Annotated in this window: 9 protein-coding genes and 1 tRNA gene; 4 read left to right on the top strand and 6 right to left on the bottom strand. The window is 60.6% G+C overall.

Going from position 1 to position 6,673, the window contains the following annotated elements:
* The 4 genes from VIW95_RS07305 to VIW95_RS07295 all read right to left on the bottom strand — a co-directional run.
* Nucleotides 1-275, bottom strand: a 275-nt coding sequence (locus tag VIW95_RS07305; RefSeq protein WP_331584886.1) for a hypothetical protein, incomplete at its 3' end; no start/stop codon positions are given.
* Nucleotides 229-528, bottom strand: coding sequence for a ribbon-helix-helix protein, CopG family (locus VIW95_RS17580; protein ID WP_414645272.1), 300 nt, complete (start codon nucleotides 526-528; stop codon nucleotides 229-231). The genes VIW95_RS07305 and VIW95_RS17580, both read right to left, overlap by 47 nt.
* Before the next feature lie 51 nt (nucleotides 529-579).
* Nucleotides 580-1,521, bottom strand: coding sequence for an aldo/keto reductase (locus VIW95_RS07300; protein ID WP_331584884.1), 942 nt, complete (start codon nucleotides 1,519-1,521; stop codon nucleotides 580-582).
* A gap of 21 nt (nucleotides 1,522-1,542) precedes the next feature.
* Nucleotides 1,543-2,400 carry a CmcJ/NvfI family oxidoreductase gene (locus VIW95_RS07295; RefSeq protein WP_331584882.1) on the bottom strand — a complete coding sequence of 286 codons (858 nt, stop codon included), beginning with the start codon at nucleotides 2,398-2,400 and terminating at the stop codon, nucleotides 1,543-1,545.
* A gap of 95 nt (nucleotides 2,401-2,495) precedes the next feature.
* Between VIW95_RS07295 and VIW95_RS07290 the strand changes: the two genes are divergently transcribed.
* Nucleotides 2,496-3,011 carry a mismatch-specific DNA-glycosylase gene (locus VIW95_RS07290; protein ID WP_331584880.1) on the top strand — a complete coding sequence of 172 codons (516 nt, stop codon included), beginning with the start codon at nucleotides 2,496-2,498 and terminating at the stop codon, nucleotides 3,009-3,011.
* Between the two features lie 10 nt (nucleotides 3,012-3,021).
* Here VIW95_RS07290 and VIW95_RS07285 read toward each other — a convergent pair whose 3' ends face one another.
* Entirely contained in the window at nucleotides 3,022-3,675 is a 654-nt protein-coding gene (locus VIW95_RS07285) for a radical SAM protein (protein WP_331584878.1), read from the bottom strand.
* A gap of 23 nt (nucleotides 3,676-3,698) precedes the next feature.
* A complete protein-coding gene (gene larC / locus VIW95_RS07280; protein ID WP_331584876.1) occupies nucleotides 3,699-4,880 on the bottom strand; it encodes a nickel pincer cofactor biosynthesis protein LarC in 1,182 nt (393 codons plus the stop codon).
* Nucleotides 4,881-4,949: 69 nt separating this feature from the next.
* On the opposite strand from larC, the gene dksA reads away from it, so the two are divergent.
* The 3 genes from dksA (at nucleotide 4,950) to VIW95_RS07265 (ending at nucleotide 6,305) form a co-directional block, all read left to right on the top strand.
* A complete protein-coding gene (gene dksA, locus VIW95_RS07275) occupies nucleotides 4,950-5,309 on the top strand; it encodes an RNA polymerase-binding protein DksA (RefSeq protein WP_331584874.1) in 360 nt (119 codons plus the stop codon).
* A 29-nt stretch (nucleotides 5,310-5,338) separates the two neighbouring features.
* Nucleotides 5,339-6,205 (top strand): UTP--glucose-1-phosphate uridylyltransferase, encoded by an 867-nt coding sequence (locus VIW95_RS07270; protein WP_331584872.1) that lies wholly within the window; start codon nucleotides 5,339-5,341, stop codon nucleotides 6,203-6,205.
* A gap of 24 nt (nucleotides 6,206-6,229) precedes the next feature.
* A tRNA-Ala gene (locus tag VIW95_RS07265) sits at nucleotides 6,230-6,305 on the top strand.
* Nucleotides 6,306-6,673 lie beyond the last annotated feature (368 nt).

Raw genomic sequence — 6,673 nt, 5'->3', positions numbered from 1 at the left:
AAGTCGCGGTACTTCCACATCAGCTCTCGCATGCGGGGGTAATCGCCGGGACCTAGTTCTATAAACCGTACACCAACGACGTTGATCACGTCCCACAGCGCTCGTTGAGCGTGCGCACTGGCGCGTACCAAATACATCGCTTCAGTAAATGCGGGCCAGACCGTGCCTAATGGATCCCCCAGGGTCGCAAGCGCGTCGACGCAGCGCTGATGAACGTTGTCGCTTCGGTCAATCAGCGCGACGAGCGGACCGGCGTCGACGAGTACGGTTGGCATTCTTATTTTCTTGTAGCATTCGTGCGAACCGTTCGCCGGTGCGCTCTGACAATTGCATCCCGCCGCTGTCCCAGGATCCGATAAGATGAGCCATCAACTCGTAGGGTGTTGCGCGTGAGGGTCGCGCATCTTGCGCGCGCAGCTTCGCGAGCGCCTCTCGCACCACTTCGGACTTGGTCAGTCCACGCTCCCGCGCGACTCGCTCAAGGAAGGCGGCAGTCTGCGGATCGATTCTGACGTTCAGCGCGCCCATGGCGGAACTGTATCACAAGGATGTAATACAAGGCCATCTTGACACGTCTACTTATCGGCGCGTCAGCTTGTCTACCTCGGCGAGTTCCTCGGCTGACAGTTTCCAGTTGCCGGCTTTTACGTTTTGCGTGACCTGGTCGGGGCTGGTTGCACCGGAGATTACGCTGGAGACTTGCGGCTGCGACGCCAGCCATCCGACGGCCAGCTCGAGCATCGTATGCTCGCGGCTGCTCGCAAACTTCTCGAGCTTCTCGAGCACCGCGAAGTTTTCGTCGGTGAGCGCCTGCTTCGCCATCCGCTGGACCAGGGAGAGCCGGGTGCCTTTTGGCGGCTCGGCGCCGCGCTTGTATTTTCCAGTAAGAAATCCGCTAGCGAGTGGGAAGTAAGGCAGGATACCTACTCCGAACTCGCGGCACGCGGGAATCAGCTCGCGTTCGATGCGGCGGTCGAGCAGGTTGTACTGATTCTGCGCAGAAATGTACGAGGCGAGTCCGCGACTGCGCGAGATCCAGTGCGCATCGACAGTCTGCCACGCGGCGAAATTACTGTGCCCGATGTAGCGGACCTTGCCGGCGCGAACGAGATCGTTCAGCGCTTCGAGCGTTTCATGCTGCGGCGTCTCCGGGTCCGGCTGATGAATCTGATACAGGTCGATATAGTCGGTGCCGAGTCGTTCGAGACTCGCCTCCGCCGCCGCGATGACGTAACGGTACGATGCGCCTTTCATGTAAGGACCGTCGCCCATCGCCATTGCGAATTTGGTGGCGACGATTATCTCGCGACGACGGTCGCCGAGCGCCTTGCCGAGCAACTCTTCGGAACCACCCCGATTGCCGTAGATGTCCGCGGTATCGAACAGCGTAATACCTTCGTCGAGAGCCTTATGCACGACGGCGCGAGTCAGTTCTGCGTCGCATCGCATACCGAAGTTGTTGCATCCAAGGCCGACGGCCGAAACCTTGAGTCCCGAATTGCCAAGATTGCGATATTCCATGATCGATCCTCAGGTGCGGCGTCAGGCGGCCGCTTCAGGAGCAAAGAAGACCAGTGTTCTCACCTCGACGCTTTCGCGGGGCGCCGCGTCGGGCGGGCTCGACGGATCTTCGAAGGCGGAATGCGCGGTGAAGCGCGCGCGGCGCCCGTCAGAGTCGTAGCACTTCAGCAATAGTACTTCTTCCTTTTGCTGATTCGGAATGTAGTACCATCGATGATTCGGGTTGTACGCAACTGAGTAAACCTCGCCGTCGCGATCGCGGTACTTGAGTATGTGCTTGACGAAGTCGTCCTGCACCATGCTTTGCGCATCGCACACGGCGAGCGGCGACTCCTGCACTGGTCCGCGAATTGGACGCCAGACGTTGATCACCGCGAAACGATTCTTGAGTAGCGCGTCGGCCTGCTCCGGCAGAAGATCGCGCACGCGCTGCGGCCCTGACTTGAGCGTGTAGTCATTGTGCGCCACTTTGACCGGCTCCTGCGCGCCATTCTCGCGCCGCTTCGCCATCGGTCGCGAGCGGACGTTATGGTCGAACACGTGCACTTTGATCGCGCCGGTAAATTCGCGGACCATCCGCTCGACTTCGGGGTAATAAACTTTGCGCACTTCCTCGGCGTCGTAAAAATTTGCGACCGCCGATTGCTGACGCGTAACCGCAAAGCCTTGGCGGTCGAGAGACAGCTCGCTCATGATCGCGCGGGCGCTGTGAATCGGCACGGTGAACCTGGCGTAGGCACCCGTTCGCGCGGGAACGCCCGGCGGCGGCTTGAAGTTGTAGCTCACGGGATGTTGGTCTTTGTCGGCGAGGTAGTTGAGCACGCCGCTGACGTAGTCGGGACTGCTGGCGGTTGCGTTTTCCATCTGCGGTGTCGTCATTGGGAAAGTACTCCTGCGATCCTTAACTGTGCTACGGCAGCGCGTGCGGCGGGTCAAGGCGGCGCGAGGATTACGAAGATGCCAGTATTCGGCGGATGCCAAAACTTCGCGACATCCTGAAGCCGCGGCCGCGAATCCTGTTCGTCGGGATCAATCCGAGTCTTCGCTCCGAGCAGATGGGGCATCATTTTGCGAGCCCGGGCAATCCGTTCTGGCGGCTGCTCTATGCGGCAAGGCTCGTGCCCGAGGCCCTCACCTGCGAGGACGATGCGCGGCTGGTGGAATTCGATTTGGCGCTGACCAACCTCTGTGCGCGGGCCACGCGAGCAGCGTCCGAACTGAGTACTGCCGAGATGATCGCGGGTCAGCGAATCCTCGCGCGGAAGATTCAACGAGTGCGGCCGCGAGTGGTGGCATTCGTCGGCGTGAGCATCTACCGGCGCTTCTTCGGGGTGGTGCAGGGCGAGGGGGCGGGCGCCAAGCAGGAGGAAATATCTGGCGCGCGGGTGTTCGTGCTGCCGAATCCCAGCGGACTGAATGCGAGCTATCCGGGATTCAAGGACAAGCTGATTTGGTTCGAGCGCCTGCGGATATTTGCCGAGTCTGATTGAGCCGCGCGAATTACACGCCGCGCGAAATGCCCGGCCAGATCTGTTTGTGCATTTGCAATTGCATTCGCGCCGGCAAGCGATCTTCGAGCATCCACGACGCGAGGGCTGCCGGTTCCAGTTTTCCGAACACGGGACTCAGCAGTAATGCGCCCGCACGTCGCGCGAGGCCGCGCGTGATGATCGCGTCCCGGGCCCATTCGTAATCTGTGCGATCGGCGATGACGAATTTGATCTCGTCGCGCATCGTCAGATGCTCGAGGTTGCTCCAGAGATTTCGCTCGCATTCGCCGCTGCCCGGACATTTCAGGTCCATGATCTTTATGACACGAGCATCGAGCTTGCTAACGTCAACTGCCCCCGACGTCTCGATCATCACGGTCGCGCCGGATTCGAGCATCGCATGCGTCAGGGGATACACGCCCTCCTGCAGCAGCGGTTCGCCGCCGGTCACTTCGACGAGGTCGCATCGGTAGCCGCGAATTATTTCGACGACTTCGGCAATCGGCATGCGCTTGCCTTCGTAGAATGCGTACTCGGTGTCGCACCATTTGCATCGCAGGTTGCATCCGGTGAGCCGCACGAACACGCATGGCCGGCCCGCGTGCGTGGATTCGCCCTGGATGCTGTAAAAAATCTCGTTGATGTGCAGCCGTTCAGAAATCATTTTTTCTTTTCAGGAAAGTTTTTTCAGGAGAGTAATGCTAACCTTCTTGCGGCATTGCGCGCTTCGTCCATCACCACGCGCAACGCGACTTTGTGCTCCGCCGCGATTCGCCGGCAGTCATCGTATTCCGGCGAGATCGTTATTGGAGCGCCGCCATTAGCACCCGAGGTCTTGACCCGCACCCTGCCCCATCGCGTCTCGACCTCGTGAATCTCGCGATGCAATTTCAGGCGCCCGACCGCGTGAAACCGCAGACCGATGGTCGAGGTCTCCGCGAAAATAATCTCCGCGATCGCTTCTCGATTCGCCGCCTCTGCGATTACGCCGATGGTTACAGCCGGGCGGCTCTTCTTCATCATCGTCGGTGTGAGCGTTACATCGCGCGCACCCGCGTCGAACAGGCGCTGCATCACGTGGTCATAGATCTGCGGACTGAGATCATCGATGTTCGCGGAGATCTCGATCATGTCGTCGCTGTCGAACGCGGCGCGCTCGTGCCCGAGCATCAGGCGCAGGACGTTTGGGCGATCTTCCAGTTCGCGCGCACCCGCGCCGTAGCCGATTTTCTCGACCTCGAAGGCGAGCGGGAGTGCGGCAGGCCGCGCGAGCGCCCGGACCACCGCCGCGCCGGTTGGCGTAACCATCTCGTGCGCACCGTCGCCGATCTTCAGCGGGAATCCTGACAGCAGCTCCGCGGTTGCCGGCGCCGGCACTGGAATGACTCCGTGCTGCGAGCGCACGAATCCGTTGCCCATCGGGAGCGGAGAGACCATCACGTCGGCGACGCCGAGCTGCTCGAGTCCCCACGCCGTGCCGACAATATCGATGATCGAATCGACCGCGCCCACTTCGTGAAAGTGAACATGGTCGGGCGTCGTGTTGTGAATCTTCGCTTCCGCTTGCGCGAGCATCTCGAAGATCGAGATCGCGCGATGCCGTACCGTGGCCGACAGCGGCGACGCGTCGATCAGCGCGCGAATCTCACCGAAATGACGCTCCGGCTGCGGCTCCGTCACCGCGACGTCGAACTTGAGCGCCGAAATGCCGCTCAACACTTTGCGCCGCGTCGAGAGACGATAGCCCGCGATCGGCAGCGCCTTGATCGCGCGCTCGAACTCGCCGAAGTCGGCGCCGCAATCCAGAATTGCGCCGACGATCATGTCGCCACTGAGGCCGGAGAACGCGTCGAAGTAAGCCGTTTTCATCGCGGAATCTTTACATGCTAGCAGGGCGTCTATAGAATAAAAAATCGGCTTGGGTGAGATAGTTCAACCGTGAGGCAAAGAGACCTCAAACTTTTCAGAAAACTGCTCGAAGGCCGCAAGCGCGACATTCTCAATGAAGCGGAACGCGCAGTCGGCACCATGAATCACGTCTCGGATGAGGCCCCGGCGGACCCGACCGACCGCGCCGCGCTCGAGTCCGATCGCAACTTTCTGTTGCGGATGCGCGATCGCGAGCGCAAGCTACTCACAAAAATCGGCGAAGCATTCACGCGGATCGAAGACGGCTCCTACGGGCAATGCGAAGAATGCGGCGGCGAAATCGGAATCGAGCGGCTGAAGGCCCGGCCGGTCACCACGCTCTGCATCGCATGCAAATCCGCGCAGGAAGTGCGCGAGTCGAAAATCTGAGCGCGCCACCAACCGGAAAACCGCACGTCATGAAAGTTAAAAAGGCTGTCATCCTCGCGGCCGGCATGGGCACGCGGATGCTCCCGTCGTCGAAAATCATCCCCAAGGAATTGCTGCCGGTAATCGACACGCCGGCGATCCAGGTCGTCGTCGAGGAAGCAGTCGCGTCAGGTATCACGGAAATCGTTCTCGTCGTCAGCCCTGGCAAAACGACCGTCGTCGATCACTTCAAGCCTAACCTCGAGCTCGAACGCCATCTCGAAGAACGCGGCAAGCGCGATATTCTCGAACTCATCCGGCGGAGCAACAATCCCGCGCGGATTACGGTCGCCGAACAGCGGCATCCGCTCGGCCTCGGTCACGCGGTGCTGCAAGCGCGCGAGGCGGTCGGCAACGAGCCGTTCGCCGTGATGCTACCCGACGACATTTTCGATTGCCCGCGGCCGTGCCTGCGCCAGCTGCTCGACGTGGCCGAGACGCGCGACGCGCCGGTGGTCGCGCTGCTCAAGGTCGCGCGCAGCGAGATCTCGAAGTACGGCATCGTCGATGCGCAAGCCGCCGGCGAGCGCACCTACGAACTGCGCGGGATGGTTGAGAAGCCCGCGCCTGAAAAAGCGCCGAGCGAATTCGCAATCATGGGACGCTACGTGCTGACGCCCGACATTTTCGAATTGCTCGCGGCGGGCAAGCCGGGCGCCGGCGGCGAAATCCAGCTGACCGACGCATTGATGGCGCTGACCGCACGGCGAAAAATTTATGGTTACGAATTCGAGGGCGTCCGTTACGACCTGGGCGATCGGGTCGGCTTCATCTCGGCGCAAATCGGCTTCGGCTTGAAGCGCCCCGAACTCGCGGATCGGTTGCGAGCCTACCTGAAGTCAGTTATCTCACAATAGTAATCGCGTCTCGCCACACAGGATGGGGCAGTAGCTCAGCTGGGAGAGCACTACGTTCGCAACGTAGGGGTCGAGGGTTCAAATCGCTTCTGCTCCGCCACACAGGCTGTACTGTTTAGCTATAATCTGGAGATGACGCAAAATCCGCGCGTGACGCGGGACTTGTGCGCTTGATACGCACCGGAGAGCGGGAGTCCTGCGCCCGATTCGGCGAATTTCTCGGGTTCGTCTCCAGGCGCAGAAGATCCGGTTCGCTTCACGGTTCGAGCCAAATTCGCTCATCCATCGCCATTTTGGAATGGAGCCGGTCGCAGCTCTAGTCGATGCTAACTTCCAATCTGCCTTTCTTCTCACTACGGGGTCTCGCGCTAAGCCCTGCAAGAGGAGACGGTCGATCGGGGGATGAATAACCACAACTCTGGGATGATCGTGGTGCCCCCCGCAAACAAAAGCCACCTTCAGATAGAC

The organism is Binatus sp. (SeqCode), from assembly GCF_036522015.1.
In the GTDB taxonomy this organism is placed as follows: domain Bacteria; phylum Desulfobacterota; class Binatia; order Binatales; family Binataceae; genus Binatus.
This window is presented reverse-complemented; position numbering and strand designations above follow the sequence as displayed.

Excerpts from the sequence above, each read along its gene's own strand:
- VIW95_RS07285 (WP_331584878.1), bottom strand. The coding sequence starts at position 3,675 with ATGATTTCTGAACGGCTGCACATCAACGAGATTTTTTACAGCATCCAG.
- VIW95_RS07290 (WP_331584880.1), top strand. The coding sequence starts at position 2,496 with ATGCCAAAACTTCGCGACATCCTGAAGCCGCGGCCGCGAATCCTGTTC.
- VIW95_RS17580 (WP_414645272.1), bottom strand. The coding sequence starts at position 528 with ATGGGCGCGCTGAACGTCAGAATCGATCCGCAGACTGCCGCCTTCCTT.
- VIW95_RS07295 (WP_331584882.1), bottom strand. The coding sequence starts at position 2,400 with ATGACGACACCGCAGATGGAAAACGCAACCGCCAGCAGTCCCGACTAC.
- larC (WP_331584876.1), bottom strand. The coding sequence starts at position 4,880 with ATGAAAACGGCTTACTTCGACGCGTTCTCCGGCCTCAGTGGCGACATG.
- VIW95_RS07300 (WP_331584884.1), bottom strand. The coding sequence starts at position 1,521 with ATGGAATATCGCAATCTTGGCAATTCGGGACTCAAGGTTTCGGCCGTC.
- VIW95_RS07270 (WP_331584872.1), top strand. The coding sequence starts at position 5,339 with ATGAAAGTTAAAAAGGCTGTCATCCTCGCGGCCGGCATGGGCACGCGG.